28 protein-coding genes and 1 riboswitch are annotated in these 26181 nt (G+C 38.4%); of the genes, 5 read left to right on the forward strand and 23 right to left on the reverse strand.

Annotation, left to right across the window (positions count from 1 at the left end):
* Positions 1–10: 10 nt before the first annotated feature.
* From ACN6NE_RS06375 to ACN6NE_RS06395, 5 genes are all read right to left on the reverse strand, one after another.
* Positions 11–385 (reverse strand): hypothetical protein, encoded by a 375-nt coding sequence (locus ACN6NE_RS06375; RefSeq protein ID WP_013059041.1) that lies wholly within the window; start codon positions 383–385, stop codon positions 11–13.
* Positions 386–439: 54 nt separating this feature from the next.
* Positions 440–895 carry a DUF2663 family protein gene (locus ACN6NE_RS06380; protein ID WP_474324916.1) on the reverse strand — a complete coding sequence of 152 codons (456 nt, stop codon included), beginning with the start codon at positions 893–895 and terminating at the stop codon, positions 440–442.
* An 88-nt stretch (positions 896–983) separates the two neighbouring features.
* Positions 984–1589: a lysostaphin resistance A-like protein gene (locus tag ACN6NE_RS06385; RefSeq protein WP_474324918.1), complete on the reverse strand. Its 606-nt coding sequence runs from the start codon at positions 1587–1589 to the stop codon at positions 984–986.
* Positions 1589–3106, reverse strand: coding sequence for a RecQ family ATP-dependent DNA helicase (locus ACN6NE_RS06390; RefSeq protein WP_474324920.1), 1518 nt, complete (start codon positions 3104–3106; stop codon positions 1589–1591). Before ACN6NE_RS06390 ends, ACN6NE_RS06385 begins: the two co-directional genes overlap by 1 nt.
* 23 nt (positions 3107–3129) lie before the next feature.
* The gene (locus tag ACN6NE_RS06395; RefSeq protein WP_129704637.1) at positions 3130–4179 is read right to left on the reverse strand and encodes a YpbB family protein; all 1050 of its coding nucleotides are present in this window, start codon (positions 4177–4179) and stop codon (positions 3130–3132) included.
* A 257-nt stretch (positions 4180–4436) separates the two neighbouring features.
* On the opposite strand from ACN6NE_RS06395, the gene ACN6NE_RS06400 reads away from it, so the two are divergent.
* Positions 4437–4685: a ferredoxin gene (locus ACN6NE_RS06400; RefSeq protein WP_013059046.1), complete on the forward strand. Its 249-nt coding sequence runs from the start codon at positions 4437–4439 to the stop codon at positions 4683–4685.
* 78 nt (positions 4686–4763) lie between these two features.
* Here the strand turns inward: ACN6NE_RS06400 and ACN6NE_RS06405 are convergent, their stop codons facing one another.
* Complete coding sequence (locus ACN6NE_RS06405) at positions 4764–5339, reverse strand: ECF transporter S component (protein ID WP_013084915.1); 576 nt, start codon at positions 5337–5339, stop codon at positions 4764–4766.
* A gap of 154 nt (positions 5340–5493) precedes the next feature.
* A riboswitch (FMN riboswitch) is annotated at positions 5494–5636 on the reverse strand.
* A 299-nt stretch (positions 5637–5935) separates the two neighbouring features.
* Here ACN6NE_RS06405 and serA point away from each other — a divergent pair.
* Positions 5936–7510 (forward strand): phosphoglycerate dehydrogenase, encoded by a 1575-nt coding sequence (gene serA / locus ACN6NE_RS06410; RefSeq protein ID WP_474324923.1) that lies wholly within the window; start codon positions 5936–5938, stop codon positions 7508–7510.
* Between the two features lie 30 nt (positions 7511–7540).
* Here the strand turns inward: serA and ACN6NE_RS06415 are convergent, their stop codons facing one another.
* From ACN6NE_RS06415 to ACN6NE_RS06470, 12 genes are all read right to left on the reverse strand, one after another.
* Positions 7541–8230 carry a peptidoglycan DD-metalloendopeptidase family protein gene (locus ACN6NE_RS06415; RefSeq protein ID WP_129704641.1) on the reverse strand — a complete coding sequence of 230 codons (690 nt, stop codon included), beginning with the start codon at positions 8228–8230 and terminating at the stop codon, positions 7541–7543.
* Positions 8231–8400: 170 nt separating this feature from the next.
* Positions 8401–10173: an ATP-binding protein gene (locus tag ACN6NE_RS06420; protein ID WP_028410715.1), complete on the reverse strand. Its 1773-nt coding sequence runs from the start codon at positions 10171–10173 to the stop codon at positions 8401–8403.
* Positions 10173–10889, reverse strand: coding sequence for a response regulator transcription factor (locus ACN6NE_RS06425; protein ID WP_013059051.1), 717 nt, complete (start codon positions 10887–10889; stop codon positions 10173–10175). The genes ACN6NE_RS06420 and ACN6NE_RS06425 overlap by 1 nt, the downstream gene beginning before the upstream one ends.
* Before the next feature lie 349 nt (positions 10890–11238).
* Positions 11239–12417 carry a c-type cytochrome biogenesis protein CcsB gene (gene ccsB / locus ACN6NE_RS06430; RefSeq protein ID WP_129704643.1) on the reverse strand — a complete coding sequence of 393 codons (1179 nt, stop codon included), beginning with the start codon at positions 12415–12417 and terminating at the stop codon, positions 11239–11241.
* Positions 12418–12428: 11 nt separating this feature from the next.
* Complete coding sequence (gene resB, locus ACN6NE_RS06435) at positions 12429–14051, reverse strand: cytochrome c biogenesis protein ResB (RefSeq protein WP_474324925.1); 1623 nt, start codon at positions 14049–14051, stop codon at positions 12429–12431.
* A gap of 12 nt (positions 14052–14063) precedes the next feature.
* Positions 14064–14585, reverse strand: coding sequence for a thiol-disulfide oxidoreductase ResA (gene resA, locus ACN6NE_RS06440; RefSeq protein ID WP_129704647.1), 522 nt, complete (start codon positions 14583–14585; stop codon positions 14064–14066).
* A gap of 198 nt (positions 14586–14783) precedes the next feature.
* A complete protein-coding gene (locus tag ACN6NE_RS06445; protein ID WP_013059055.1) occupies positions 14784–15509 on the reverse strand; it encodes a pseudouridine synthase in 726 nt (241 codons plus the stop codon).
* An 86-nt stretch (positions 15510–15595) separates the two neighbouring features.
* Positions 15596–16129 carry a spore maturation protein gene (locus ACN6NE_RS06450; protein ID WP_013084923.1) on the reverse strand — a complete coding sequence of 178 codons (534 nt, stop codon included), beginning with the start codon at positions 16127–16129 and terminating at the stop codon, positions 15596–15598.
* Complete coding sequence (locus ACN6NE_RS06455) at positions 16126–16725, reverse strand: nucleoside recognition domain-containing protein (protein WP_013059057.1); 600 nt, start codon at positions 16723–16725, stop codon at positions 16126–16128. Before ACN6NE_RS06455 ends, ACN6NE_RS06450 begins: the two co-directional genes overlap by 4 nt.
* Positions 16718–17866 (reverse strand): D-alanyl-D-alanine carboxypeptidase family protein, encoded by a 1149-nt coding sequence (locus tag ACN6NE_RS06460; RefSeq protein WP_474324926.1) that lies wholly within the window; start codon positions 17864–17866, stop codon positions 16718–16720. The genes ACN6NE_RS06455 and ACN6NE_RS06460 overlap by 8 nt, the downstream gene beginning before the upstream one ends.
* Before the next feature lie 118 nt (positions 17867–17984).
* Complete coding sequence (gene scpB / locus ACN6NE_RS06465) at positions 17985–18557, reverse strand: SMC-Scp complex subunit ScpB (protein WP_013084925.1); 573 nt, start codon at positions 18555–18557, stop codon at positions 17985–17987.
* A complete protein-coding gene (locus ACN6NE_RS06470) occupies positions 18554–19309 on the reverse strand; it encodes a segregation/condensation protein A (RefSeq protein ID WP_129704653.1) in 756 nt (251 codons plus the stop codon). Before ACN6NE_RS06470 ends, scpB begins: the two co-directional genes overlap by 4 nt.
* Before the next feature lie 198 nt (positions 19310–19507).
* Between ACN6NE_RS06470 and ACN6NE_RS06475 the strand changes: the two genes are divergently transcribed.
* Together ACN6NE_RS06475 and ACN6NE_RS06480 are read left to right on the forward strand one after the other, a co-directional pair.
* Positions 19508–19606 carry a YjcZ family sporulation protein gene (locus tag ACN6NE_RS06475; protein ID WP_170836726.1) on the forward strand — a complete coding sequence of 33 codons (99 nt, stop codon included), beginning with the start codon at positions 19508–19510 and terminating at the stop codon, positions 19604–19606.
* A gap of 132 nt (positions 19607–19738) precedes the next feature.
* Complete coding sequence (locus ACN6NE_RS06480) at positions 19739–20260, forward strand: DUF309 domain-containing protein (RefSeq protein ID WP_129704655.1); 522 nt, start codon at positions 19739–19741, stop codon at positions 20258–20260.
* A gap of 75 nt (positions 20261–20335) precedes the next feature.
* Here the strand turns inward: ACN6NE_RS06480 and ACN6NE_RS06485 are convergent, their stop codons facing one another.
* Both ACN6NE_RS06485 and ACN6NE_RS06490 read right to left on the reverse strand, forming a co-directional pair.
* A complete protein-coding gene (locus ACN6NE_RS06485) occupies positions 20336–20689 on the reverse strand; it encodes a GNAT family N-acetyltransferase (protein ID WP_115654886.1) in 354 nt (117 codons plus the stop codon).
* Positions 20690–20933: 244 nt separating this feature from the next.
* Complete coding sequence (locus ACN6NE_RS06490) at positions 20934–21368, reverse strand: peptidylprolyl isomerase (protein WP_013059064.1); 435 nt, start codon at positions 21366–21368, stop codon at positions 20934–20936.
* Positions 21369–21757: 389 nt separating this feature from the next.
* On the opposite strand from ACN6NE_RS06490, the gene ACN6NE_RS06495 reads away from it, so the two are divergent.
* Positions 21758–22633, forward strand: coding sequence for a DUF1002 domain-containing protein (locus ACN6NE_RS06495; protein WP_013059065.1), 876 nt, complete (start codon positions 21758–21760; stop codon positions 22631–22633).
* 49 nt (positions 22634–22682) lie between these two features.
* On the opposite strand, the gene lysA is transcribed toward ACN6NE_RS06495, so the two are convergent.
* The 3 genes from lysA to spoVAEA form a co-directional block, all read right to left on the reverse strand.
* Positions 22683–24002, reverse strand: a complete 1320-nt coding sequence (lysA, locus tag ACN6NE_RS06500; RefSeq protein ID WP_474324927.1) for a diaminopimelate decarboxylase — start codon at positions 24000–24002, stop codon at positions 22683–22685.
* 138 nt (positions 24003–24140) lie between these two features.
* Entirely contained in the window at positions 24141–25622 is a 1482-nt protein-coding gene (locus ACN6NE_RS06505; protein ID WP_474324928.1) for a spore germination protein, read from the reverse strand.
* A complete protein-coding gene (gene spoVAEA, locus ACN6NE_RS06510) occupies positions 25615–26181 on the reverse strand; it encodes a stage V sporulation protein SpoVABEA (protein ID WP_057233562.1) in 567 nt (188 codons plus the stop codon). Before spoVAEA ends, ACN6NE_RS06505 begins: the two co-directional genes overlap by 8 nt.

The following is a 26181-nucleotide window of genomic DNA, read 5'->3' on the forward strand; positions in this document are numbered from 1 at the left end:
TCTTTTCATTTTATACCCGATGTGTTTCTGTTAAAGAAGAAAGGGCATAAATTATCGCAATTGTTAACAAACCTACTACTTGATAAAGCGCAATTGCACTTAACGATAAAATTCCTATCACACATAGACATGAAACAAGGTATTCATGCCATTTTACCTTATAGCCTTTTAGAAGCAACCGACTTTGCAGAAACACTTTACGAACTGCCGCCGACAGGCAAAAAAGAGCCGTAAAAAACAAGATTATAACACTAAACACATCTAACGGATGTAAAATCATTTGAATAAGTAAATAGGTTAACGAAGCTTTTGAGCCTACAGCCGTTAAACTGCTGATATAATAACTGCATAACCACGCAGCCAGCAAGTTAAACCAATCCCTCACAAAAAAACCCCCTTCACTAAACTTCTATGTAAAAAGAGGCTTTTTCATGCGATTCTATTTGTTTTCATGATATAAATTAATTCCATAGGTTGACTGCATCCAGCGGAACGTTTCTTTTCGGTGCTCCCATGTTTCAGGCGTCGCCCATAGCTCTTTGCTTCTTTTAATAATCTCACAGCGCAAATCTTGAAAAGTCTTTTCTGCTTTCTCGCTTTTTTTCTGCAGCTGTACAGTATAAAAGTAAAGTGAGACGGTAAGCAATAGAAACATCAAATGTCCCATGTTGCCTAACAAAAATGAAAAAAATTCGCTAAACGTCGTAAAAAAACCGCTTTGAAATATGAAAAAAAAGTAGCTAATAACAGCCGTTACACTGGCTAAAAACAAAATCTTCCATTTTCCCTCTTTAGCTTTCAACTTATTGACTGTCTCTTTTCTTTTAATAACGCTCGCTAATATATATTGAAGTGTTTCATCGCTTTCAAAGTCTATCACTTTGTTTTCCATCATTCCACCCCCTCGTATGCTAGTACAACATATGAGGGAACATAAAAGATTATGTGGGTAGCACTGAAAATAATGGCTGTTTCCTTAACCTTTACTGCATTAGTTCTTCTGGCTGTGCAGATTCCCCTTTTGATTTTCGTATCTGCAGGCCTAATAAAAAATCAATGAGAAAATGATTAAAAATCGTGACATACAAATTTTCAGTCCACCAAAAAAGTAACCCTATTAAAAAGCTTAAAAACACAACCGAAATAAAAAGAAACCACTTTTTTAAATATCGAATGTGAACGAGTGCAAATACGATACTCGCCCAAAAAAGGTCAAACTGAACTTGTATAACCCCTCGAAATAATATTTCTTCTGAACATGCAACGATTAGGCAAATAAGGATCAGATGAGGAACAGAACGATTAGCAAATAAACGTTCATTGATCCCTCCGTCATCGTATAAATGCTCAGGTACGCATTTCATTAGAAGTATATCTCCTCCTACTACCAAGAGAGCTGTTCCTCCCCCGTACAATAAAATAGAAGACCAATCCAGCTGAAAAAACTGCAAAAAGGAATTCCACGAATCGAATGTAAAAAAACCGATGCCTAAAGCAATGAAGCAGATGAGCAGCTGTGTTACATATAAATTTTTAACTAGCTCTGCATCTGTCATGGATGAAATAAGCTCTTGCTGTGATTTTGCCATTATATCTCTCCTTGACGAAGCAAACGAGCTAATTCTAATTCCCAACCTTGAAATGTCCATTGCTCTTGCTCACCATTTGTTTTTTTATAGTTTTCTAAATCCAAGCCGCAGCAATCGCAACAATTCTCAGGCTCTGATTTTCCCGTTTCATTGAAATAGCCAAGCAGCACGTGACGACGGCATTCTTTTGTCTCAATAAACCCCTTCATCGCACGATACTTGTCATGTTTGTTTCGAAGACGTTTATTTACAGCTGCAATAATCGTCTCATGCAGCGGTTCAGGAATTTTCCAGGGTTCAACATGTTCATTTTTCACTACATTTTCTCTGTACAAGTAATAACGAATAAATCGCCAATGTGTTTCTTGAATACCCACTGTATAAAGAAAATGAGACTCTACTTGTTTTAAAGGAATGGCCTGATCATGGTTTCGTAAATACGACAAGCAGTATAAGATGATATCTGAAGAAGGAAGCTCAATTTCAAGTAAAGAATGAGCAAAATCATCGTCTCCTTCAGCATAAAGCAAGATCGCAATACTGTTTCGCTGATCGCGTCCACTTCTTCCAATTTCCTGTACATATGCTTCTAGCTGCGTAGGTGTATGAAAATGAATAACAAAGCGAACATTCGATTTGTTAACCCCCATTCCAAATGCACTTGTGCAGCAAATGATATCAAGCTGATTTTCTAAAAATTGCTGTTGAACAAGCATTCTTTCATTCGGTTCCATTCCTCCATGGTAATACTGCACTCGCTGTATCCCATTTCCCTTTAGAAGCTGTGTTAATGCTTCCGTCCAAGATCGGCTGGAACAATAGATAATTCCCGGACCTTGCAGTTCACTAACGTACATCAGTAACTTCTCTTTTTTTTCTTCAATACTTGCAACAAAATCAACTTTCATCGCAATATTACTTCGATTCATGGAATAGATGTGCTCGTTGACAGCAGGAAGCGATAAGTAGCGCTTAATATCTTCCACTACTTCCCTAGTCGCAGTTCCCGTTAGTGCCAGACATAGCGGACTGCCAAGTTCCTTCCATATATCTCCTAGCTGTAGATAATCTAAACGAAAATCATGTCCCCACTGAGAAATACAGTGCGCCTCGTCCACAACGAAAAGGCCTACCTTTGCCTGCTTTAATGCTTCTACTACAACAGCATTTTGCAAAATTTCAGGAGATGCATAAATAAAACGATAAAAAGCTAAATTTTTTAGTGCTCGTTGTTTTTCTTCTTGTTGTAGGAAACTATTTAAGGCAATAACTCGCTTTTCTCCGCTTGCCTTTAGTTGTTGAACTTGATCTTCCATCAGTGAAATTAAAGGAGATACAATCAGCACCGGTCGGTTCAACAAATAAGCTGGGAGCTGATAGCACAATGATTTTCCTGTTCCTGTAGGAAGAACCGCTAACACATTATGACCCGTTAAAATATCTTGAATAATCTCTTTTTGTCCTAGTCGAAATTGGCTATAGCCAAATTGTTTCTGTAGAAGTTGTTCTATCTTCACATCAAACACCACTTTTTTTAGTATCAGGTAAAATGTTTTGCTAATACGAGACGAATCTGAAAATAGGTAACGTCGTCTTTTACTTCTTCTTTTATCACCTTTAATTTATTTGTACGCAAACCTTCAAAGGCTGAGATAATTTCTTCCTGCTGCTTAGGCGATACGTATGCATCGATTGAAAAAGATGGAACAAACAGAGCTAATTCTGCAATATGATCTTCAATTGTACTTTCTTTTAAACGCCTTATATAAGCAATTTCTTCAAGCGTCTTGCCTTTTTGAAGCCAGCTATACGTTTTTAACGTCGAGCTTGTCAAAGGCAATTCTAAATATAGATCACGTAAAAAAGAAGAAAGTACATGAAAGCTTTCATTATTTTTACTCACTTTTTCAATGATATGGTGAATAACCCCTAAAAGCTGAATATGAACATAATGCTCATCGAGTTCATATTGATATGCTAACTGATTTTTTGTAAAGCCTACTCTTTGGTATCCAGTCAGTTGCAAAACAAAAAGAGACGCGTCCCGTTCCGTACAACCTTTCAAGCACGTTCGGAGCTCTTTGAATAGCTCGGCGGCTAACTCTTGACGCGTTTGCTTTTGAGACATAATATACGTTTTGACCCATTGAATCACCTCAGGATTTTTGGAAATGGGTAAAAACCCTTTTTGAAAATACTGTAGGTTTGATAAGGTCTGAATGAACAAAGTGATTCTTGCTAAAAATAATTGAGTACTGCTTGCGAATTTCCATCCGTCTAAAGCTGGATGAAAGGGTCGAGCCGTCAGTTCATCTTCAAGGCGTGCTTGTCCCTTATCTGTCATCACATACTTTTGATTTTCAGTTTCTTCAATATACTGCTGTTCTTTTAAATATGCAACGCAGGTTTCAAAAGACCGTTTATCTAAGTAAACAAATGACTGAAAAAGAAACGAAATTCCAAAAATTTTTCCGTCTTGAATCGTTTGAGCTGACTTTTTACCTGTTAATAAATGATAAATACCATAGGCGGTTCGCTCACCTTTTAACTGTTTTATACAAAATAAAATGCTAACTTGAATATAATTCAAAGGTGTCAACTTCCTTTCTCATTCATTGTACCAAAAGTGACCAATAGCATGTGAGATAAAGGCTTTTTAGCTCTTTCCTTTATGTATCAAAACGTTTGGGTAAGTGAAGAAACCTTGATTTGATAAGCATTCTCAGTGACTTTTCTATTGAAAAGTTTTATAAATCATTTTACAATGAATAAGGAGAAATTTCACTCTTGATTCGCGAAGAGATTATATAATGAGAAATTTTCGAACACTTTACAGGAGGTCTTGTTATGCCAAAATATACAATTGTTGATAAAGATACTTGCATCGCATGCGGCGCTTGCGGAGCAGCAGCACCAGACATTTATGATTATGATGATGAAGGTATTGCATTCGTAACATTAGATGATAACCAAGGTGTAGTAGAAATTCCAGAAGATCTAGAAGATGATATGATGGATGCAATGGAAGGCTGCCCTACGGATTCAATTCGCGTAGCGGATGAAAAATTCGAAGGCGATGCTAATAAATTCGAATAAGTATTGAACAAACCTGTAGTGTACACGCTGCAGGTTTTTTTATATATAAAAATCGCTCTCCCCGGGAGAGCGATTGAATTAAACAGCAATGCGACGCGTGATCCATTGCTTCATTTTTGAAAACAATAAGACAAAGATAACCCCTGTTGCTGCTCCTTTTATTAAGTTAAACGGCAAAATACCTGCAACGATATATTGACGTGCTTGTTCACTAGACATTTCTGGCGATTGTAAGAAGATTGTATACGCTGGTAAGAAGACATAATAATTTAAGACAGCCATGAGTACCGTCATTACCACCGTACCCGTAACCAAACCTATCGTTACGCCTTTAGCCGTTTTAAATCGGTTGAACATGTATGATACAGGAAGAACGAACAGTAAACCAGCCACAAAGTTCGCCACTTGACCAACTGGAACCCCTGTAGCGCTTCCTTGAATTAAATAATTCAATAAATTTTTTATTCCTTCTACTATAACAGCAGCCATCGGTCCAAATACAAGTGCTGCTACGAGTGCAGGAATTTCGCTAAAATCAATTGTTAAAAACGGAGGTAATCCAGGAATTGGAAAATTAATCATCATTAAAATATAAGCAATACTACTTAACATTCCTAGTATAACCAGCTTTTGAGTTTTCTTACTTTGTTGCATCTTGCCTCTCTCCTTCTTTGTGATCCACTCTTCAAAGAAGAAAGGTTCAACTTTATATCCCCACGCAAAAACCTCCCAACAAATGATTCGTTGAGAGGTGACATGGCAGGCATATTTAATAAACGTTCATCACATTAGGTTTTGAACGCTGAACCTCCACCTTCTCCCATCCAGACTGTACTGTCGGCTTTGGAATTTCACCAAATCTGCTCGTATGTATTACATATAAGCTCGCGGGCTCAAAACAATTTGTTTTTTACCGCCGGTCGGGAATTTCACCCTGCCCCGAAGATAGACCAATATTTAATTATGAATTTATTATATGTTATCTCGAATTAAAAGTAAATAAAGAAGTTTTTTAATCCCTATTAAACTGATGTCTTTTATAAACTTCATTACTGTTTTTATATGTGAAATAAGGAAATAAGTTCATAACCAACAGCATTATGACATATTTATAGTTTCAATTTTACGTTTATAATTGTGTATTTGATAACTAATCGTAAAGTTTGAAAAATATAATTGACAGAATTTTTTTAATATGGTAAATTATCAAATATTTGATGATAGTAAAATCCAAGGGAGATGTTCACGTCATGTATAATGTATTAGTAGCTGATTCAATTAGCAATGAAGGTCTTGCTCCACTACTTGAAGCTCCTCATGTGAATCTTACGCGAAAAAAAGTTGAAGAAGTTGAGAATGATTTGCATACGTACGATGCGCTTTTAGTACGGAGTGCTACGACGGTTACAGAGGATTTGCTGGCAAAAATGCTGAATTTAAAAATTGTTGCTCGCGCTGGAGTAGGGGTCGATAATATTGATATTGAAGCCTCAACCAAACGAGGGGTTGTCGTTATTAACGCGCCGAACGGAAATACCATTTCAACGGCGGAACATACATTTGCTATGATGGCTAGCTTGTTTCGTCATATCCCCCAAGGAAATGCTTCAGTTAAAGCGCGCGAATGGAACCGCTCAGCATTTGTTGGAACAGAGCTTAATCGCAAACACCTGGGCATTATCGGATTTGGACGAATTGGGTCAGAGCTTGCCAAACGCGCAAAAGCCTTCAATATGAGCGTTCACGTTTACGATCCTTTTTTAACCTCTTCCCGAGCTGAAAAGCTAGGCGTAGAATTATTATCCCTGGATGAATTACTAGCAGCAGCGGATGTAATTACCGTGCACACTCCGCTTACGAAAGAAACAAAGGGATTGCTCAATCATGACACATTAGCCAAAACAAAGAAGGGTGTGTTTTTATTAAACTGCGCACGCGGCGGGATCATTGATGAAAAAGCCTTAGTTCATTATTTAGAAATTGGCCATGTTCAAGGTGCAGCTATTGACGTATTTGAAGTTGAGCCGCCGATTGATAACCCTTTGTTACATTTTGATCAAGTTATTACAACTCCCCATTTAGGAGCTTCTACAAAAGAAGCCCAGCTTAACGTTGCTGAGGACGTGGCACATGACGTTTTGCGTTTTCTAGAAGGTAATCCTGTAAGCTCATCCATTAATTTGCCAACGCTTTCTAAAGAAGTTTTTGAAAAAATCCAGCCGTTTACGAGCCTTACTAAACAAATGGGAGCCATTTTATCACAATGCATGCGAGAACCTGTTCAGCATATCTCTATCTCCTACGGAGGTACAGTGACGGATTTGGAAACCACTTATATTACACGGAGCTTGTTATCAGGCTTTTTAACTCATCGGATCGACTCACCTGTTAACGAAGTCAATGCTTCTATGATTGCCAAAGAACGAGGAATTACATTTGGTGAAAAAACATCGGAAGATACGCAAGGATATTCCAATATGATTGACGTTACCGTAACAGGCGAACAGCGTACATTTACCATTACGGGCACCTATATAGCAGGCTATGGACCTCGAATTGTTAATATTGATTCGTTTGATATTGATTTTTATCCAGAAGGACATCTTCTTTATATCCGTCACAGTGATCAGCCCGGAGTTATTGGAAATGTAGGGAAAGTACTTGGAGATTTACGTATTAACATTGCTACCATGCAAGTGGGCCGTAAGCAAAAAGGCGGAGAAGCCATTATGATGCTTACGTTTGATAAACTTTTAGATGATTCTGTCATCGCTTCGTTAAAACAAACAAGCGAAATTGTGACCATACAGCGTATTGAATTGTGACATAAAAAAAAGAGCCTTAGCGGCTCTTTTTTATGGACTTATTTTTAACACTTGTCCTGCATTTAACATCGTATTTTCTAAATGATTCCACTTTCTTAGCTGATCCATATCTACTTCATATTTGACTGCGAGCTCAGATAATGTATCTCCTTGATGGATAAGAATACAGTTATCAGAAGTCTGATGTAACTGCTGAAAAACCGTGGCAGCTAAATCGCTTTTTACGTATGCCGATAGTTTTTGCTTGTCCAATTTGGCAAGTGGGTTTACTGCATTGGTTTTATCCGGATTCCAACTTCCTTGATGAACTTCAAAATGCAAATGTGCACCTGAAGATCGCCCTGTATTGCCAACTCGTCCAATATTTTGACCTGCGGCTACACGATTTCCTTCCGCAACAAAACGTTCCTCTAGATGAGCATAGACCGTTTCGTATCCATTTGTTTGTTTGATAAAAACAACTTGTCCATATGTATTTGAATAATAAGAGCGGTTCACCACTCCTTTTGCAACAGCATACACCTGTGTACCAACAGGTGCTGCTATATCAATTCCAAAGTGTTTGGCGTGACGAGAACCAAATATATCAGTTAAGACTCCTTCAACCGGCCACTCCCACTGCTTCTCTTCTGCTTTTACCATTTGCCCGCCCAAAAATAAAAGACCTATACACAATCCCATTACTAATACAACCAATATTCTTCTTAACACATCAATCATGAAGAAAGAACCTCCTATGTAGATCATTGCACACAAAACATACTATATGCCAATTCCTTCTCTTTTAGACTTGTTTATAGAAAAAATAAAGAGATGTGATTCTCTACTGAATCACACCTCTTTGCTATTCTTATTATTTCAGCCGAAAAAAACTGTTATTTAGCATGTGCTTACTTTGGCAGTTTGATAAAGAAAGTTGTTCCTTCATTTAATTCACTTTCAACCGCAATGATCCCTTGATGTGCCTCCACGATATTTTTGGCGATTGCAAGCCCAAGACCAGTTCCTGACTTCCCTCTCGTTCTGGCTTTATCCGCTTTATAAAATCGTTCAAATACAAATGGAAGATCTTCTTTCGGAATGCCTGCTCCTGTATCTTGAACAGAAAGATGGATTTCGGATTGACTTTTATCAAGATGCAGCTTTACTTCTCCGTAGTCATCCGTATGACGAATGGCATTATCAATTAAGTTTGTCAGCACTTGTTCCATACGGTCTGAATCAATCATCGCTTCAAATTCATCTTCTATTTTTCCATTAAGAGACAGTTTAATGTGTTTTTCTTTAGCTAACCCTTGAAACTTACGCAAAACACGTTCTGTAAATTCAACCATTGCTACAGATTCTAAGTGAAGCTGCACATGTCCCGCTTCCATTCGCGCCAAATCTAAAAGTTCATTTACAAGCCGGCCCATACGGAGTGATTCATCATAAATCACCTGTGCAATTTCTTTCTTTTCTTCATCCGTACTTGCAATATCGTCAATAATAGCTTCACTATAACCTTGAAGCATAGAAATAGGTGTACGCAATTCATGAGACACGTTTGCAATAAAATCTTTTCTCGATTTATCAAGTTTACGCTCTTCAGACATATCCCGTAGTACAGCTACAGCACCGCGAATTTTCGTTTGATTATAGAGCGGTGACATTAAAATGACCCACGTTTTCCCTTGAATTTTCAATTCTGCACTTCGCTCCGTTTCAGTCTCTACTACCGTTTGAAACAAATGGACGACGTTTGCTGGAAGCTCAGGCACCTGCTGATTGTTGACATCCTGCTCGTAATACCAAGTCTGAAGAAAATGCTCCGCTGGGGGATTGGTAATTAAAATCGATCCGTCTCTACTAAACGTAATAACACCGTCTGCCATACTGCTTAAAATACTTGAAAGCTGCTCTTTTTCCTGATTAAGCGCATTGAGGTTAAACTTTAACTGCCTGCCCATTTGATTAAAAGCAATCGCTAACTCTCCAATTTCATCGTGAGTTAAAATAGGTACTTTTGTATCAAAGTTGCCTTTTGTTACTTCAAATGCCGCCTGCCTCATTTTTCTAAGAGGCGCTGTAATTCGAGTGGATAAGAAAAAAGCAAAGATAGTAGTTAAAATAATAGCAATACCTGCAGCCAATAAAATGAACTTAGTCGTATATTGAGCGGGTTCTTCAATTTCAGAAAGAGATTGATACAAATAAACGCCGCCTGTCGGTTTGTTATCTTTCATTAAAGGTACACCGACAACAAACATTAAAGGCTCATCACTCGTGTCTTTCTTTGTAGTCATGTACATTTTTTCCCGTATTACTTTACCTTTTTCAACCACTTGATTTAGCTGATCGTTTTGTTTAACAATGGCCGAAATAGCTTTCTTATTTTCTTTATCAGGATGTGTGGAATGCCAATAAAAATCTTTGTCTTGAACAATAACTACACTTGCTTGGTCTGCAAGTTCACGAGCAATCGATAGTCCTAGTTTTTCATCGTCCGTTTCCTGCACAATGGTAGAGATTTTAGCAGCCGTTTTAGTTAAACGGTTTTCTGCATCTACAACATGATAATTTTCAAAAAACTGAAGCAGTAAAATGGTCAAAATAAATAAAACAAGCGTGACGAGCAATAGGATAGTAAACCATAGTTTACCAACTACACTTCTCCAAAACATCAGTTATTTTCAACCTCAAATTTATACCCTACTCCCCAAACGGTTACAATCATTTTCGCCGCTTGTGACGATACACGATTTAACTTTTCACGCAAACGCTTGACGTGCGTATCTACCGTACGAAGATCTCCAAAGAAATCATAATGCCATACTTCACGCAGCAGCTGCTCTCTGTCATATACTTTATCTGGCGTTTTTGCAAGGTAGCATAATAATTCATATTCTTTTGGAGTTAAGTTAACTTCTTTTCCGTCTGCTGTAACGCGATGTGCATCATTATCAATCGTTAAGTGATCAAAGACAATAAGATTTTTCACGCTCGTTTCTGGTTGAATAAACGTTGCTTGAGAAGAACGTCGAAGCAGTGCTTTTACGCGAAGAACCACTTCTCTTGGGCTAAACGGCTTAACGATATAATCATCTGTACCTACTTCAAACCCTTGGACTCTGTTTACTTCTTCCCCTTTAGCTGTAAGCATGATAATAGGAGTTGCTTTTTTCTCCCGAATTTGTTTACAAACCTCAATACCGTCTATGCCGGGCATCATTAAATCTAATACAATCAAATCATAATCTATGTGTAACGCTTTTTCGATTGCTTCATGCCCATCGGCTGCTTCTTCAATGATGTATCCTTCTTTTTCTAAGTACATTTTTAACAATCGTCTAATGCGATCTTCATCGTCTACTAGCAGTAATCTTTGTTCGTTTTGCATGTATTTTCAACCTCCTAGTCTTAGTGTACAAAAAAAAACCGGCGAGTTCTACTTATGATACCCAAACAATGTGACAATTCGTGAACACCTTTACGAAAAACAGCTTTTTTTACCCAAAAGAAGCTGAGACGCAACGAAATCCATGCAATCTACAGCTGAATAAATAAAATAAAGAAGCTAGTAGGGATCGCTTGTTCCACGGCTATAAGCACCTACATACATGAACCCTACGTTCACCATCTCAATGAAAAAATCCGAACGAATGAGATTCTCCATCAAGAATCTCATTCGTTCGGATCTTCCTTCAACTAAAATATCTTTGTTTCAGCCTCTATTCTACTTTTAAAGGTTACGCATATGAATGTAAACCTGCAATAATTAGGTTCACAGCCACTAAATTGAACATAATGATGGCAAACCCGCCAACTGCCAGCCAAGCTGATTTTTCACCGTGCCATCCTTTAGACAGCCGAAGATGAAGAAAAGCGGCGTAAAATAAAAAGGTGATCAGCGCCCATACCTCTTTAGGGTCCCACCCCCAAAAGCGCGTCCAGGCCATCTGAGCCCAAATCATAGCGAAAATAAGTGCCCCTAGTGTAAAAATAGGAAACCCAATTGCCACTGCTCTGTAGCTTACTTCATCAAGCAAGTCGCTGTTTACCTGCTTCACAAGCGGCTGCAGCGCGGCTCCAATTCGCTTCCGTAAAATGAAACGAACTAGCCAATATAATACAAAGCCACCGGCTAACGACCAAATAACCGTATTTAATTTTTTAGCATTGATAATAGCGGGCATATCAATAAGCGGCTGTATATCGTTCCCGTCTGTCCACTCACTTTGATGCGGCCCCACTAGCGGAACCATATGATATACGACTTGCTCTTGTTCTCCACTTTTATTAATCCAATTAAATGATGACTCGTAGTGAGCCGCATTAAAAGCCAGCGTCACCGCTACAAACCCAAGCGTACTAATAAGCGTATACAGGATGAATTCCAGCCAAAATGCTTTTTTATTTCGCTTGGATTGGTCAATTGTTTTGATTAAATAAATCAATCCTGCAACAAAGCTAATGGAAAGCACGGCTTCACCAGTAGCTGCAGTTGTGACGTGAATATGCAGCCAATTCGTTTGAAGAGCCGGTATCAGCGGCGTAATTTCAGTTGGAAACATGCTTGCATAAGCAATGATCAAAAGAGCCACCGGCAATGCAAACAGTCCAAGCATGCTAAGACGATAAATAAAGTAAATAACAATAAATGCGCCAACAAGCATCATGCCAAAAAACGTCGTAAATTCAAATAAATTACTAACAGGAGCGTGGCCTGATGCAATCCACCTTGTAATAAAGTAGCCAATCTGTGCAATAAAGCCGATGATGGTAACCGCAATTCCAAACGTTGCCCACTTTGTTTTCTTTTGAGCTGCTCGCTTATCTCGAATAGCTCCTCCGAAAAAAAAGGTTGCAACTAAATAAGCAATAAACGCCACATACAGTAAATTACTACTTATACTCGCGTAATCCATGCTTTTTCCTCCTATTTTGTTTCTTTATCATTTTGGTCCTTCAGCTGTGTAAGGGATGTTGATTCTAATAAACCATTTAGTTCTTTTTTAAGCCCATACCAGTTTTTATTTGTATGTGCGGCCAACCATATCTCATTATCGACTTTTTGAATCCACATGCGGCGATGATTCCAATACATCCCTTGAATCACACCAATCATAAAGATGGCTCCGCCAATTCCTAAAAACCAAAGCGTATAGTCTCTGCGAACGGTTAATCCCGTTACATTTTTCGTTTCCACACCAGCAAAGGTCATTTTATAATCGTTATTTCCTAGCGGCTCCAAGTTCTCTCTAATTCCCACAAAAGCAACTTCCCCTTTTTTATGCTGAGGCGTAATCATTTTAAATACAAAAGCCGGATTGTTAGGCACTCTGGTCTTTGTATTTGGATTTCCTTCATCATCAAAGAAAAAGTCTGGAAAGTAACTCATGAGCTTGACTTTATATCCGTTTTTTAAATCATATGTTTCTTTTGGATTATGTAAATCTACTGTAAGTGAACCAACGTTTCTATTTGCATTTTTATCTGTTAAATGGAAAGACATAGAGCTAAACTCATTTAACTTGAAGTCCACTTGGTACATGGCATATCCTTCAAACTTAAGCGGCTGATTCACACGAATCTCTGAATCTTTTATTTTCTTTAACTTTGGATCTGCTCCCGGTATAAGCTTTCCTCCGCGCTTATACAAACTAACATCCGCTTCATATTTTTTGGCTACTTTATTATTCCCTGCACGATCAATTGCTTCTTGAAACACGGCGCTTTCGCTATCTTTATCATACGTTTCAACAGTAAAACGATGGTTTTTCAAAAAATACTCTCCGTCCGTCCCAGGAATAACTTTTGTTTCACCTTCACGGATCCAAAGAACTTCATCTATATACATACCTGGTACAAATCTAAGCATAGCACCTAGTAAAAAGATAATGAGACCGATATGATTAACGTATGGACCCCATCTTGAGAAGCGTCCTTTTTCAGCCAGCAGATTGCCGTTTTCTTCACGAATAGAGTATCTTCTTTTTTTAAGCATGCTTTTTACATGTTCATAATCTTGATCCGTCCACGATGATGAAGTGCTATATAAACGCTGTCTTTTTAAGAAGTTTGGATGTTTTGTTACACTCTGCTTTTTTAGAGCTCGGTACAAAGGCACTACTCGATCTAAACTGCAAATGACTAACGACATTCCTAAAGCAGCAATTAAAAGCAAGTACCACCACGATTCGTAGAGATGATGAAAGCCTAACTTATAATAAAGCTCTCCTGTCCATCCATATTCCTTTTGGTAATACTCATCTGCTGTCACATTAGGAGGTATGTAAGCTTCTTGAGGATAAATGGTTCCGACTGCAGACGCAACAAGCGTCACAATAATGATCCAAATACCTACTTTTACAGAAGAGAAAAAGTTCCATATTTTATCGATAACTGTTTTATTGTACGTTTGCGATCGCCTTGCGCTTCCTTCATAACGCATATCTACTAATTTATCAGTTGTTTCTTCTGCAATCGGCTTACCACAGGCTTCACACAAAATCGTACCATGCGGGTTAACGTGTCCACATTCACATTTTACGTGTTTCATTGTCAACACTCCCTATGGTTTAATTTCTTCCATATATTCTTTTATTTTAGATTCTTCCAATCCCCCAATAAAACTATCTACAATCTTTCCGTTTTTATCAATTAAAAATGTAGTCGGTAGAGGATCTATTCCGTATGCACCCAAAACTTGTGAATCTTTATCCATCAAAATCGGAAAAGATAGCCTATACTGTTTAGCAAATTGCTCTACTGCTATATTCGTTTCTGCAACGTTAACAGCTAGAATTTCAACACCTTGCTTTTTATATGATGCATACTGCTTTTCCATAGCCGGCATCTCTTGTTTACAGGGCTTGCACCATGTTCCCCAAAAATTCAAAAAAACTCCTTTGCCTTTGTAATCTGATAGCTGATGAGTTTCTCCATTAACATCTCTTAATATAAAGTCAGGTGCCTTATCTCCTACTGATACCTTTTGTTTATCAGCAAAAAATTGAGCATAAAGGGTATATCCAACCGCGCACAGCAAAACTGCTAATATAACTGTTCGAATAATCAAGCGCTTTTTTTTCATGGCACGAACTCCTTTTAACCGCTTTCAATATGCTTTTTTCTACCATTATATCATTTTTGTGGTAGTGGCTTTCCAATAATATTTCGACGTTTCTGTGAAGTCTTCCTCTGATTCTACAAGTTCGACATTTTTTCAAAAAACCTTGCTTGTTTTTCTAATTCACGACATTTTTCATAAAAAAAAACAGGTAAGTGAAAATTACTTACCTGTTTGAGACATTGAATATAATTGTTTGACTTCATGCGCTGTAAGCTCACGAGCTTCTCCTGCATTTAATCCGCGTAAATCTAAAGGTCCGTAGCGTTCACGTTTTAATTTTAATACAGAATGCCCAATTGCATCGAACATGCGACGTACTTGACGATTTTTCCCTTCGTGAATCGTCAATTCCACAATCGCCGTCTGCTTGCTTTTATCAATAGAAAGAACTTTTGCACGAGCTGGTGCTGTTTTTCCGTCCTCTAGCATCACACCGCGCTGCAGCTGTCTGATTTTTTCACGACTTGGAATTCCTTTAATTTTAGCCACATACACTTTGTCCACTTCAAATTTAGGGTGCATTAGCTGATTAGCAAATTCACCGTCGTTTGTTAAAAGAAGTAAACCCGACGTATCATAGTCTAGACGTCCAATTGGATAAATTCTTTCTTCTACATGTGGAAAGAAGTCAACGACTGTTTTTCTTCCCTTGTCGTCGTTAGCAGCTGAAATTACGCCTCTTGGTTTGTATAACATAAAATAAACGGGCGCTTCGCTTTCTACCGGCACTTCATCTACTTCAATTTTATCGTTAGGACCTACTTTCGTGCCCAATTCTCTTACAACTTTTCCATTTACTTTCACTCGGCCTTGGCCGATTAATTCTTCAGCTTTACGTCTTGATGCTACACCTGCGTGAGCAATCACTTTTTGTAATCGTTCCATTAACACTTCACCTCTTGTAACATCTTACTTGTTTACGAAGTAATACACAAGTCTATTTGCCACTCAGAGGTAGAATTTTCGATTTCTTACCGACCAAACACAAGGATTACAATGACAACTGAGGCAATAATTCCTACCAAATCTGCCAGTAAACCAACCTTCAGCGCATCTCCCATTTTTTTAATGCCAACCGCTCCGAAATAAACCGTTAAAATATAAAATGTGGTATCTGTACTTCCCTGCATGGTCGATGCCAAACGACCGATAAAAGAATCAGGTCCGTATGTAGAAATTAGATCCGTCGTGATACCAAGAGCAGCCGTTCCAGATATCGGTTTGATAAGAGCTAAAGGTACAATTTCAGCCGGAACGCCGACTGCTTGCAGCATAGGTTTTAAAACAGATAAGAAAAAATCAAGCGCTCCTGAAGCTCGAAAAATAGAGATGCTCACTAACATGCCGACTAAGTAAGGAATGATGGAAAAAGCAATTTGTAATCCGTCTTTCCCACCCTCTACAAACTTTTCATACGTAGGAATTTTTTTATAGGTTCCATAAAGTAAAATGCATCCTACGATAAGAGGAATAAACATCAATGATACTTGATTAAGCATAGTCATTTTCGTTTTCCTCCTTTTCGTGTACGTCGATAATAAAAGAAGCGATCAATGATGATAGCTCCTATCGTAGCTACAACAGTTGCTAAAAGCGTGGTACCGACAATTTCAGTAGGATTAGCCGAGTTATACGTAATTCGAATTGCAATAACTGTGGTTGGTATAAGTGTTAAACTGGTTGTGTTAAGTGCTAAAAGTGTGATCATAGAACGGCTTGCTTCGTCTCTATCGCCGTTTAGCTTTTTAAGCTGCTCCATCGCTTTAATGCCAAGAGGAGTTGCCGCATTCCCGAGTCCAAACATATTCGCCATCATATTGGACAATATGTACCCTAAGGCCGGATGATCTTTTGGAACATCAGGGAAAAGTCTTGTAATGATGGGTCGAAACAATTTCGCTAACTTGTCGAGAAGCCCTGCACTTTGAGCAATATTCATCATCCCTAACCAAAAGACCAGCACGCTGATTAATCCAATGCTGATGGTCACTGCTTCGCCTGCTCCTTGAAAAATTGCTTTGTTTACATCACCAATTTTTCCATTTATAATCGCAAAAACAATTCCGATAATGGTCAGCAGCATCCAAATAATATTAACCATCTGTTTTGGCTCCAGACTGAATAAACATTAATCGCTTCACTCTATCAAAAAAACCTTTTTGCTGCTCGGACTGCTTTTCGAAATAAATTGGAACACTGTCAATCGTCTCTCCACTTCTATAAATATCGAGCTTTCCTACCACATTTGGAACTTCCCCTGTTTCTTTCCACTGCTTTTTAGGCTGAATTAACGTTGTTTTCACTTCTACAGAGCTTTTTTCTTTCTTTGTGAGCGGATAGACGACATTTCGTTTAATATACAACTGATCTTTATAGAAAGAATCCTTTATATCGGCCAATTCGCCTTTTTCAGCTAAACTGGTCATATCATATTTATCAAATGCATTTTCATACATGGAAATGTGATCGTTCCAATCATCTGGGGCATTAATCGTTACGGCGATTAAATCCATTCCATCCTTTGTAGCAGTTGTCACAAGCGTTCGTTTTGCTAATTTTGTATATCCTGTTTTTCCGCCAGTACAGTATGCATATAGTGTTGTCAGCAGTTTATTTTTGTTTTTCCACACTCGATCCCATTTCTCTTCAGGATGCTTCATTCGATAGACTTTTGTTCCTGAAATCTCTTTGAAAATTTTATTATTCATTGCATAGCGCATGAGCAGAGCCATATCGTGCGCGGTTGAGCGATGATTTTCATGATCGTCTAACCCATGCGGGTTTTGAAATGTTGTATTTGTCATGCCAATTTCTTCTGCTTTTTTATTCATCAAATAAACAAATCCATCTTCGCTTCCTCCAACCGCTTCTGCGATAGCTACAGCAGCATCATTACCTGAACGAAGCATCAAGCCATATACTAAATCTTTTAATTTTATTTTTTCACCTTCAACTAAATACACAGAAGAACCTTCAACACCAACTGCGTTGTGGCTAACGGTAACTGTTTTATTTATTTTGCCAGATTCAATCGCCAGTACTGCTGTCATAATTTTTGTAATGCTAGCAATTCGGCTAACTTGATCTGCATTTTTAGCATATAACACTCTCCCTGATTTCTGTTCCATCAAAATAGCACTATGAGCACTTACGCTCCCCGCTGCAGATGATGTGGAAGGCCAACCGCTGAGACATAGCAATACAATAAATAGATAGATGATACTTTTTTTGCTTCTTTTCATGTCATCCCCGTCCCTCTACCTGTTTGTACAAGTTTATGCTCGTCTTTTTTGGTTATGAATGAAAAGATTTGTCCATGCAAAAAAGAACATAGAAAAAATTCTATGTTCTTTTACATTTTCACTTCATTTCTTGAAACGATTGAAAAAACAAATCTGCTTCTTGATCGGTTCCTTCTTGTAATAAATCTTCTGGAAGCGGCGGCAGCTCTTCGATACTTTTAAGGCCAAAATAGCCTAAAAATTCTTTTGTCGTTCCGTATAAGATGGCCCGCCCTGCGCCTTCCGCTCGTCCCACTTCTTTTAATAAAACCTTTCCAATTAAAGTTTGAAGAGGTCTTTCCGTTTTCACTCCGCGAATCTCTTCGATTTCAGCTCTTGTAATTGGCTGCTTATACGCTACAATAGCTAACGTTTCAAGCGCTGCTTGTGATAATGATTGATTAGCGGGAGCTTCTACGAGCTTCTCAATATATGGTGCATAGTCTTTTTTTGTGACAAGCTGATAGGCCCCTCCTATTTCAACAAGTGTAACTCCTCTGAACTTACACTCTTGCTCTAAGCTCTCCAAAGCACCTTGAATGTCTTCATGAGGCTTTTCTATAATCTCAGCTAACCGGCTAATGGATAGACCTTCATCACCAGAAACAAAAAGTAAGCTCTCAATAATAGCCTGTAGATTATTCGTTGTCATTCCTCTTCATTCCTTTCTCGATACGATACATAAAGCTCGTCTAGATTGTGCTGCTGTTCCACAAAGATTTCATTTTCTTTCATTAATTCCAGCACAGCTAAAAACGTTACAACAATATGATCACGCTCTTGATAAGGAAACAGCTGATAAAAACTTTTTTTCCCTTTAAAGGCTTTTAATTCATTCACAATTTCACTCATGCGCTTGTCAATTGGAATGTCTTGCCTTGCTATTTTCGTCTGCATAGGCTTTTTGTTTTGCTTTCGTTTCATCAATTTTTGAAAAGCACTTAGCATATCATACAGTGATATATCCAATCCTTCATCCTGAGGCTGCGTACGTTCTTCTGCATTTATTTGCACATTACTTGGAGGTTTTGTATACACATGACTTTGGTCTTCTTCCAGCTTTTGAAGCTCTACAGCCGCTTCTTTAAACTTTCGATATTCAATTAAGCGCTGCATCAATTCTTCACGCGGATCTTCTTCATCGACCATTTCAATTTCATCCATATCTTCTTCATACGTAGGCAGAAGCATTTTACTTTTAATTTGAAGCAAAGTTGCTGCCATGACTAGATACTCACTGGCAACGTCTAGCTGAAGCTCATTCATTGTATGTATAAACATCATATATTGCTCAGTAATTGTCGCTACTGGGATATCGTAAATATCAATTTCAAATCGGTTAATCAAATGCAGAAGAAGATCTAAAGGTCCTTCAAACGCATCTACTTTTACACTATACTCCACTTTTATCTCACCAACACTTTTCAATTGCTTATCATTTCTGCTGCTTTATATAACGTTACTATCATTAGTATAGAGGATTATAGACACATGTCCAATACAAATTAACGTAAAAATAGGTCATTTGCCCATACAAAAAGTTTAAACATACATATGATGTCAAGGTAATAAGATTTTGAAATGGCTGAAGGAGGAACTCGCATGGGTGAAAAATCTTGTGGATACGGTAGCGGTTTCGCTTTAATTGTTGTACTGTTTATTTTATTAATTATTGTTGGTTGTTCTTGCTTACGCTTCTAACCACACATATTGAATAAAAACAAACGTGTTCGCCATACCTTGAGCACGTTTGTCTCTTTAAATGCACCGCGCTGATGAATAGCTAATTTTTGTGATACACTACATATAGAGTCTTACCAGGAGGGAACAAGATTGTATTCACAAGCCTATATTGATTATTTAGTTCATTTTCATGGCGACCGGGATTACTTTGAATGTCATGAACTGCTAGAAGAACACTGGAAAAAAGACGAAAGAGGACACCGCAATATTATTTGGGTTGGCCTTATTCAAATTGCTGTTTCACTCTATCATCATCGACGCCAAAATTTCGCCGGAGCCAAAAGAACGATGCAAAAGGCGCTGGCAATTTTAACGAAGGAAGAAGAAAATATTGCACAGCTTGGACTTAATTTTCCTTCACTGCTTAAACTTCTTCGCAAACAATTAACTTTAATCGATACCTATCAGCCATATAAAAGTATTAACTTGCCCATTGAAGATCCAGCATTATTACGAGCTTGCAAACAAAGAAGCACTGATAAACAGCTTGTCTGGTTATCAGCTTCTAATCTGCAAAATGATGCGATTGTTCATCGTCACAGCACGCGAGATCGCTCAGATGTGATTGCGGAAAGACAAGCGAACTTATTGGCAAAACAAAACAACAGGTAGCTAGAAGCTACCTGTTGTTTTATGATGACTAAGATGTGAAAGAAGCTTTCACACCTCACATAATCATGCTTTTCTTTATTCATCCGCCTGACACTTTTCATAAAACGGAGCGATGATTTCACTCGGCTTAATTTGTGCAGTCGTATACATTTCTTTAAGAGCTTTAATCATTTTTTTGCCAATGCCCTGTTGGCGGTGTGAAGGGTTTACACTGACGTGTTGAACCTCAATCAAACTTTTATCGATCATGGAAATGCCAACAATCCCAATAATATCTTCTTCTTGCTTCCAAAGATACAGCTGCCAATGTTCGTTTTGCTCATATTCTTTCATCGTTTGTTGAAGTTTTTTTAAATCTTTTTCCGTAGGTACAAACGATAGAAGACCCATGGCAATTTTTTCATAGTTTCGTTTATAGCGAATAAGCATACGATTCTCCCTCGTCCTCAAACTTTCCTACAAATTAATGCGCTGCGTTTTTTACTGCTTTTATCATACAAAATTTATAAGTAAATAGCAATATTACACAAAAGCTTGTCCTATGTCATGCGTGTATGAGAAACCTAATCTATTACGCTTTTTGAGCTGTTGCGCGAAGAAAAAACGCCGTAACCCCCTGTAAAAGGTTGTTATGACGTTTTATTAGCTAATATCCATTTATAGCAGTATGCTCTTATTCTTCCCAGACTTTTACTTCTTTCATTACGTCGCCATTTTTCATTTTTAACACTGTATCAAGTCCTTCTGTTACTTTTCCAAATACAGTGTGAACACCGTTCAAATGAGGCTGTGGCTCATGAACAAGAAAGAACTGACTGCCGCCTGTGTCTTTACCAGCATGTGCCATGGATAGAGAACCCGCTTCGTGTTTGTGAGGGTTTCCTTCTGTTTCACATTTAATTGAGTAGCCAGGGCCGCCAGCACCTGTACCAGTTGGGTCTCCTCCTTGAGAAACAAATCCAGGGATAACGCGGTGGAACGTTACGCCGTTGTAGAATCCTTCATTAGCTAACTTTTCAAAGTTTTCTACTGTTCCTGGTGCTTCGTTCGGAAATAAATCGATTAGAATTTTTTCGCCATTTTCCATTAGAATACTTGCTTTTTTCATATAAATGACCTCCAATATATGTATTAGTACCGCTATAGGCTCTGTTTTTTCCTATCAAAGCGGCAAAACGTAAAAGTTGTAAGTGCCACCTAGAGTAGAACACTTACATTTATAAGCTCACTCTATTCTACTACAAACAAGCTCATGAATTCAATGAATGCACTTCTTCACTTTCTTCTCGTAGGGCTCTAAATAAAAAATAGTAGTTGTGAGATGAAACTTTTTATAGTATCATCCGTCTAATACAGTGATAGAGATACATAGATTTCATTTCATATAGAAATCTACGCCTCTAGACTGATTTATGGGAAAATGATGAATTGACTCTGTTACTTCAGACCTGCCCGTATTATAATAGGGCAAGTATGGGATTAAAGGAGGAAAAAGGTTTGAAATTAACGATAAAAGCAATGATGGTGACATTAGGTCTTCTTCTATTCCTAACCGCACCCTTAAAAAGTTTTGCAGATGCTGCTCCGGGCGATGTTATTATTACATTAGGTCAGGACTTAACCAGCTCTCAGAAGCAACAGGTATTAAATGACCTTGATGCACCAAGCAATGCTCAAACAGTAACCGTGACAAACCAAGAAGAGCATGAATATTTAGGTGACTTTATTCCAAAGGCTACTATTGGATCTCGTGCTATTTCATCTTCTAGTATTACCCTTGGTTCAAAAGATTCAGGTTTAAGCGTATCAACTCAAAATATTAATGGTATTACAGACGACATGTATATTAATGCTTTGATGACCGCCGGCGTTAAAGATGCAAAAATCCAGATTACCGCTCCATTTGAAGTATCTGGTACAGCTGCTTTAACAGGTATTATGAAAGCATATGAAGTTCAAACAGATCAAAAAATCCCAGAAGAAGTAAAAAAAGCAGCCAATGAAGAGATGGTGCAGACATCTGAGCTTGGTGAAAAAATCGGTAAAGAAAAAGCAGCGCAGTTTATGGCAACGATTAAAGAAGAAATTGCCAAAGAAAATCCTCAAACAAAGGACGATTTACGCACGTTAATTCAGCGAGTGGCTGATGATTTAGGTATTAAATTAACAGATTCAGAGCTTAATACACTTGTTGACTTTTTCAATCGCTTAAAAGATATGAACATCGATTGGAATCAAGTAAAAGACCAACTTTCCGCGACAAAGGAAAAAGTAACAACATTTCTTCAGTCAGAAGAAGGCCAATCATTTCTTGATAAATTAAAGCAATTCTTTGTTGATATTATTAATGCTATTAAATCGTTATTCTCATAAAAAAAAGAGCCTCTTGAACAAGAGGCTCTTTTTTTACGTTAATCACCCGTTACTTTTTTACCGTCACTTTGTATTTCACGTCATTTTTTACAATGTCTTCATACGTTTCGCGTTTTACGACTAGCTGTGCTTCTCCATCTTCTACGAACACCACAGCTGGCTTTGGCAAACGGTTATAGTGACTTGCCATAGAATAACCGTATGCGCCTGTACAAAACATCGCTAATAAATCATCTGGGTTTGCTTTTGGAAGGTGTACATCCCACATCAGCATATCCCCCGATTCGCAGCACTTACCCGCAATAGATACGAGCTCATCACTCTCATCACTCATTCGATTGGCAATGACCGCTTCATATTTCGCTTGATACAGCGCAGGACGGATATTGTCGTTCATTCCTCCATCAATGGCTACATATTCACGTACATTAGGTACATGCTTACGAGAACCAATTGAATACAGGGTCGTTCCAGCATCTCCTACAAGAGAGCGGCCGGGCTCAATCCAAATTTCAGGGATTTCTACCTCTAACTGTTTAGACTGCTTTTTGACCTCTTCTATAATAACTTCCACATACTGCGAAACAGGAATAGGCTGATCTTCTTCCGTATAACGAATGCCAAAGCCGCCGCCTAAATTTAATACTTGCGGAACAAATTCTATACGTTGTTTCCACTCTTTCATTTTTGCAAAAAGCTTTTGAGTCGCCATAATAAATCCGGTTGTTTCAAAAATTTGAGATCCTATATGACAGTGAATACCTAAAAGTTCTAGCCCCTTGCTATTTTGCACAAGACGCACAGCTTCGTCTGCTTGACCGTTTTGAAGATCAAACCCAAACTTCGAGTCTTCCTGCCCTGTCAAGATATAATCATGTGTATGAGCTTCAATTCCGGGTGTTAATCTGAGAAGAACAGGCATCTTTTTTTGATACTGTTCCGTTATTTCCTGAAGCAATGTAATTTCATAAAAATTATCAACTACAATGCATCCTACATCTTCTTTGATGGCCATTTCTAGTTCTGCTCGGCTTTTATTATTTCCATGAAAATGAATCCGTTCTTTCGGAAAGTCAGCTGCTAAAGCCGTATACAGTTCCCCTCCCGAAACAACGTCTAACGAAAGACCTTCTTCATGAACAACTTGAACCATGGCAATTGTAGAAAAAGCTTTGCTTGCATAAGCGACCTGTGCTTTTACCCCATGCTTTTCAAATGTTTCTTTAAATCCTCTAGCACGCTGCCGAATTAAAGCTACGTCATATACGTAAAGGGGTGTCCCAAAATTTGATGCTAATTCAACCGTATCAACTCCACCAATTTCAAGATGACCCTGCTTATTTATGCGACTTGTTCCGTGTAAAAACATGTTTAGACCCCGTTCCTATGTATAGTGTAAAAAAGACAGTTAACGGCAATTCGCTGCTAACTGTCTAAATATTTATTATTTTCCATATTTAAAACAAATCTATCACATCTTCATACAGGTTTCAACCACATATTTTGTTTAAGGTTTTGCAGGCTGGCGGTCTTTGTCCTGCGGATGTACAATACTAGGACGCGGATTTGCTCCAGGAACCGGTGTGCGAATGATAATCTGCCATAAAGCCTGCGGGTTGAATGGAAGAAACGGCCACAAATAAGGCGTATTCAACGATTTTAATCGCGCCATATAGAGAAGGATACACGTTGTTGCAATAAGAAACCCTGGAGTATGAAAGGCCGCCACAAAAATTAACAGAAACAATCGCAGCATTTTATTTGCTACTGCTAACTCATAGCTTGGCGTTGAAAAAGAACCAATGGACGCAATAGCTACATAAAGAATAACTTCCGGAACAAACAATCCTACATCAATGGCAATCTGTCCAATGAGTGCTGCAGCAATTAAACCCATAGCAGTAGCAAGCGGTGTCGGTGTATGAATGGCGGCCATCCTCAGGAACTCAACCCCTAGATCGGCTAAGAAAATCTGGATAACTGTCGGAATATTTGTTGCTTCGTTTGGCCCAATAAATTGTAATTTTGCCGGCAGCAGATCTGGCTCAAGTACAAATAACAGCCATAGCGGTAATAAGAAAAGAGACGCAAGAATTCCTAAAAACCGTATCCAGCGTATAAAGGTACCTACAGAAGGAGACTGCCTGTATTCTTCTGCATGCTGCACGTGATGAAACAGCGTAGTTGGCGTAATAATAACGCTTGGAGACGTATCGGTAATAATGATCACATGCCCTTCTAGTACATGAGCTGCTGCTGTGTCCGGACGTTCTGTATAGCGTACCATTGGAAAAGGATTAATTCCTTGTTTGACTAAAAACTCTTCAATTGATTTGTCAGCCATCGGCAAACCATCTACATCGATAGCTTCCAGTTCATCTTTTATAAGTTTAACCAGTCCTGGATCAGCTACCCCCTTTATGTACCCAATCGCTACGTCCAGTTTCGATCGTTCGCCTACCTTCATAATTTCAAAGCGAAATCTTCCGTCACGAATTCGTCTTCTTGTTAACGCTGTATTAATAATGATGTTTTCCGTGTATCCATCTCTTGCTCCGCGAATCACTTTCTCTGTATCCGCTTCTTCAGGGGATCTGCCAGGATATGTACGCACATCGACTTCAAAGCCAACTTCTTCACCGTCAATTAAAACGAATAGCAGTCCTGATAAAACCGAAACCATTCCATCATCCAGCGTCTTTAAAGGCTTTACTTGCTGATGAATAAGACGGTTTTCAACAATATCCTTTAGCTTTGCTCGTTCAACTTCATTATCATTAATTTGAACGAGCACTTTTGTAATTTCAATAATAAATGAACTATCGCACAGTCCTGTTACATAGTAAACATGAACTTCTCGATCCAAAATAAGTAGTTTACGCACGCCCACATCAAAGCTTGTGTTCATACTAGCGTTTTCTTTGAACCACTGATCGTTTTTTTGTACTTTTGAAAAAATAGCTGTTTTCTGCTCTGCTGGCTTACCCAAACGAACCGCTCCTTTCTAAAATAAGTCTTGCTGCTTTTTCTGTAATAGGACATCCCAGTTTAACATCATCCATCCTAGCCATTTTGCCGATATCCCCTATTCCTACAACTAAGGGAATATCGAGCTGATCCAAGCAGTAAACTGTATCTCCATTAATTCGTCCGACTTCTAACTCTTGAATTCCGCTTTTATCCACGCCGTAATGCGATATTTCCCCAAAACGATCAATGGTCACATCCACTCTTGTCCATTCGCTTTGATGAGTACGTGATGCCACGGCGATCACTCCAAGAACTTCTACTTGAGGATGCTTTGCTACGTGCAGCAAAGCAATTTCCCCTGGTCCTTCCTCTAAGAAACCGCTATCGTCGAACATCACAAAGACGGGATCATATGGTGCTTGAAGGATTAAATCTACCGTTTGACTGCCTGTTAACGTAGTAGGGTTTCCATATGATCTCGAAATGCACCTGCCACCAACCGATTTAGCTACATGCTCAATTGCTTTGCGTGCATATTCATCGCCATCGGTTACAATAATGATCCTTCTTTTTGTCAT

This window comes from Priestia sp. 53B2, assembly GCF_056099005.1.

What these genes read in the sequence shown, in the direction of transcription:
- ACN6NE_RS06385 (WP_474324918.1), bottom strand. Translation starts at nt 1,589, where the DNA reads ATGGCAAAATCACAGCAAGAGCTTATTTCATCCATGACAGATGCAGAG.
- serA (WP_474324923.1), top strand. Translation starts at nt 5,936, where the DNA reads ATGTATAATGTATTAGTAGCTGATTCAATTAGCAATGAAGGTCTTGCT.
- ACN6NE_RS06460 (WP_474324926.1), bottom strand. Translation starts at nt 17,866, where the DNA reads ATGAAAAGAAGCAAAAAAAGTATCATCTATCTATTTATTGTATTGCTA.
- lysA (WP_474324927.1), bottom strand. Translation starts at nt 24,002, where the DNA reads ATGTTTTTACACGGAACAAGTCGCATAAATAAGCAGGGTCATCTTGAA.
- ACN6NE_RS06415 (WP_129704641.1), bottom strand. Translation starts at nt 8,230, where the DNA reads ATGATTGATGTGTTAAGAAGAATATTGGTTGTATTAGTAATGGGATTG.
- resA (WP_129704647.1), bottom strand. Translation starts at nt 14,585, where the DNA reads ATGAAAAAAAAGCGCTTGATTATTCGAACAGTTATATTAGCAGTTTTG.
- scpB (WP_013084925.1), bottom strand. Translation starts at nt 18,557, where the DNA reads ATGACAACGAATAATCTACAGGCTATTATTGAGAGCTTACTTTTTGTT.
- ACN6NE_RS06445 (WP_013059055.1), bottom strand. Translation starts at nt 15,509, where the DNA reads ATGGAACGATTACAAAAAGTGATTGCTCACGCAGGTGTAGCATCAAGA.
- ACN6NE_RS06380 (WP_474324916.1), bottom strand. Translation starts at nt 895, where the DNA reads ATGATGGAAAACAAAGTGATAGACTTTGAAAGCGATGAAACACTTCAA.
- ACN6NE_RS06425 (WP_013059051.1), bottom strand. Translation starts at nt 10,889, where the DNA reads ATGCAAAACGAACAAAGATTACTGCTAGTAGACGATGAAGATCGCATT.
- ACN6NE_RS06405 (WP_013084915.1), bottom strand. Translation starts at nt 5,339, where the DNA reads ATGCAACAAAGTAAGAAAACTCAAAAGCTGGTTATACTAGGAATGTTA.
- ccsB (WP_129704643.1), bottom strand. Translation starts at nt 12,417, where the DNA reads ATGGATTACGCGAGTATAAGTAGTAATTTACTGTATGTGGCGTTTATT.
- resB (WP_474324925.1), bottom strand. Translation starts at nt 14,051, where the DNA reads ATGAAACACGTAAAATGTGAATGTGGACACGTTAACCCGCATGGTACG.
- ACN6NE_RS06485 (WP_115654886.1), bottom strand. Translation starts at nt 20,689, where the DNA reads ATGCTTATTCGCTATAAACGAAACTATGAAAAAATTGCCATGGGTCTT.
- ACN6NE_RS06490 (WP_013059064.1), bottom strand. Translation starts at nt 21,368, where the DNA reads ATGAAAAAAGCAAGTATTCTAATGGAAAATGGCGAAAAAATTCTAATC.
- ACN6NE_RS06420 (WP_028410715.1), bottom strand. Translation starts at nt 10,173, where the DNA reads ATGTTTTGGAGAAGTGTAGTTGGTAAACTATGGTTTACTATCCTATTG.
- ACN6NE_RS06455 (WP_013059057.1), bottom strand. Translation starts at nt 16,725, where the DNA reads ATGGTTAATATTATTTGGATGCTGCTGACCATTATCGGAATTGTTTTT.
- ACN6NE_RS06400 (WP_013059046.1), top strand. Translation starts at nt 4,437, where the DNA reads ATGCCAAAATATACAATTGTTGATAAAGATACTTGCATCGCATGCGGC.
- ACN6NE_RS06450 (WP_013084923.1), bottom strand. Translation starts at nt 16,129, where the DNA reads ATGACTATGCTTAATCAAGTATCATTGATGTTTATTCCTCTTATCGTA.
- ACN6NE_RS06475 (WP_170836726.1), top strand. Translation starts at nt 19,508, where the DNA reads ATGGGTGAAAAATCTTGTGGATACGGTAGCGGTTTCGCTTTAATTGTT.
- spoVAEA (WP_057233562.1), bottom strand. Translation starts at nt 26,181, where the DNA reads ATGACAAAAAGAAGGATCATTATTGTAACCGATGGCGATGAATATGCA.